The organism is Persicirhabdus sediminis (genome assembly GCF_016595495.1).
Lineage (GTDB): Bacteria > Verrucomicrobiota > Verrucomicrobiia > Verrucomicrobiales > Akkermansiaceae > Persicirhabdus > Persicirhabdus sediminis.
The window spans coordinates 1-2,721 of record NZ_JAENIM010000005.1 but is presented as its reverse complement, the minus strand read 5'-3'; the positions used below and the strand labels follow the sequence as shown (position 1 = coordinate 2,721).

Sequence of the window (2,721 nt, the reverse complement as noted above, 5' to 3'; positions counted from 1 at the left end):
CACCAACCGCTGACCACTCAGCGCGCTACGTATTTGGGTTGATGTTAAAATTGTCATAAAGGTCAGTTACTCGACGGGGAAGTGGTTGGGTGCCGCGTCTTGTTCGCCCTTGATTGGCCGTTAGTCAGCAGTGCAGTAGTCATGTGATTAGGGAAGCGGACGATCACACTCTCGCCAATGGAACTCGTAGAACGACTGCACGGCAATATCAAAAGCATGCTTCAAACGGCTATCTGCAAGAATCTGGAGAGCTAGACCATAATCATCCTCATCAGTGTCTGAGGCCTCGATTACCTCCCAATTGGTGAAGGCTACCGACTGCCGAGTATGCGGATTCTCTCTGAGATCGCAATCGAGCAACGTTCCATCTCCAACAGCAAAGATTCCGTTTACGTCATCGCCCTGATCGCAGGTAATCTGAATAACAGTCGATGGTGGAAAGCCTCGCTCGGTAAAGAGATTGCGTGCTCCCTCCCAGCAAATGCGATACCGGAACTCTGCAGTCTGGCTGACCAGATCGAAGTAATCTCTCACTATTCGTGAGCGCTGTAGGTCTGTGAGTCCCGGCTTCATGGTGGCGAATGACGCAGTTGGTTGAGCGAACGTAAAGCACACACACTCCCTATGGGAGAGCGCACGTCGATACTAGAGTAATGGTTTTAATTTTCATAAACTGACACTGCTAACGCGCCATAGGGAGTTGGGTGCTGCGTCTTGTTCTGCAAATTTGATTTTGTTTCATTTTATTTTTTTGAATACTACTTCATCTTCACCATCCTTATAAATCATTGACTTGTATGAATCTGTAACCGTTGCAAAACCTACCGACTCATTATTTTGAGGATTGGTTAAATAAATAATATTATCCTTCAGCGTATACGTTACCGGGAAAGACAATACATCGTCATTGCTTCCATAATCTTTAAATTCATTAGATAAAACAACAAGAGTCGCATCAGCTTCTGTAAATCTGTATTCCATATAAATTAGTCCCCATTCACCATCAATTTCTTTACTTCTCCATATGCTACCGTTCAATGATTTCTCTGATATTCCTACATTTTTATTATTTAATACCGAATTATACTGAGAACATGAACTCAATAAGCTAGCCCCAAGCAGAAGGCATATTTTAAGAAGGAAGAGGACGTTAGATACGTTTGTGTGATCTTTCATATATTTAGCAGAACGTCTAGCACACCAACCGCTGACCACTCAGCGCGCTAGGTTTTTGGGTTGGGATTGAAATTGTCATAAAGGTCATCAATTCGGCGGGGAAGCGGTTGGGTGCTGCGCCTTGTTAGCCATTTGGTGGAGTTGGGCGATGTATGCATCAACGGATTCTGCGAAAGCTGGACGAAACCAAATGCTGAAAGATAGTGGCACCTCGCCATCATAGTAATCACCTTGGGCGATAGCTTGAATTACTTCAGGGTGATTCGCGAAAGCCATCCAATCTTCGGTATTCTCTTTGCTAACAGGAAGACCTGGGATCAAGACTTCACGCTTCTCAAGCTCGTTCGCAGCGACAAGAGCCTCCAAGTGCGGGGTGTCGTCGAATGGAACAGAAATATACTTAAAGCCCATGGACGACCCATGATTCTCAGGATTCTTCATGTGCTCCTCAAGTTGCGCTAACTTCCGCCAGTGATAGGCCGGAGTATCTTCACCCTTCAAGATGAGGTGAAAAAACCATCCTGATACGAGTAGAAGAATCGAAATAGTGATGTATGTGATTACGCGCATATTTTTTGAGGCTAACGTCGAAAGCCTGGCATCCGCTACTGGGAGCGCAAGTTCGACGAAGGGGTTGAGGTTCTATAGATCATAAAATGAAATTACTGCGTGGGTAGCGGATTGCCAGCGCTGCCTTGTTCTCCGATTTGTTTTCTGCGGTGACTCAGGGTCCAGCGTGTCATCAAGAACGCCAAGACCCATGCCGTCACTGCAAAGACAGCCCAAACCAAATTGAGTTGGAGGAGTGTGATTCCGTTCAACCCTCCGGACATCTCTGAACCCCATGAGTAATTGATCTGTCTTGGAGTGATTGGAATGAAAGCCGAAAAATCAGAAGTGTAATCGACACTCCAATAAAGGCGTCCCCAAACGACGCAGCTCCATAGCCCGTTGACGAGCATTGACGAAGCTAACAAATATACTTGGAAGAGCATCAACGTGGATACACTGAATCGACGATATCCTACTAATCCAAGAATCATCAGGGCGATTAGAGACAATGCGAAAAACATGATGTGCCAGACTCCGCCCGGCAAAAGATACCAAAGGCACTCGGTCGGAAATTCGAACCAGCTTTTTGGATCAGGTGGCCAATTCATTTTCTGGAGAACGAAGAGTTCGCCTACTGCGAGAGCAGGCTTGATTGAGTGAAACGAATGAGGGACTGAGACGCAGTTAGGCGCAACGACTTGATATCTGTCCGCACGTCTATCCTACTCAAGGAATCGAGCTCGTGCGGAGACGGGAATGCTAGGATGACTTCTTTCATAGAGTTTTTTCTGTCAGGTTCATCGCAGGATAACTTGCAGAAAAAACTGACTTGTCATCCTCTGCGCAAGCTTGTGCGCGCAACGTTAGATCTAGTTGATAGATAAAAGCCTCACTGAGTGCAAGTTCTCATTTCAAGCTATACAGGCTCGAGTTCTCTCGCACTCTTGTATCATCTAAGCTCGCGCTCATTCTGAAAGGCTACGCTGATCTTTC

General features: G+C 46.0%; 3 protein-coding genes. All 3 read right to left on the bottom strand.

The genetic code is table 11. The annotated features are described in order from the left end of the window. Positions 1 to 147: 147 nt before the first annotated feature. The 3 genes from JIN82_RS00060 to JIN82_RS00050 all read right to left on the bottom strand — a co-directional run bounded on the left by JIN82_RS00060 (position 148) and on the right by JIN82_RS00050 (position 1,746). Positions 148 to 573 (bottom strand): hypothetical protein, encoded by a 426-nt coding sequence (locus JIN82_RS00060; protein ID WP_200309485.1) that lies wholly within the window; start codon positions 571 to 573, stop codon positions 148 to 150. A 165-nt stretch (positions 574 to 738) separates the two neighbouring features. Continuing rightward, entirely contained in the window at positions 739 to 1,176 is a 438-nt protein-coding gene (locus tag JIN82_RS00055; protein WP_200309484.1) for a hypothetical protein, read from the bottom strand. An 87-nt stretch (positions 1,177 to 1,263) separates the two neighbouring features. Next, entirely contained in the window at positions 1,264 to 1,746 is a 483-nt protein-coding gene (locus tag JIN82_RS00050; RefSeq protein WP_200309482.1) for a hypothetical protein, read from the bottom strand. Between the last annotated feature and the right edge of the window lie 975 nt (positions 1,747 to 2,721).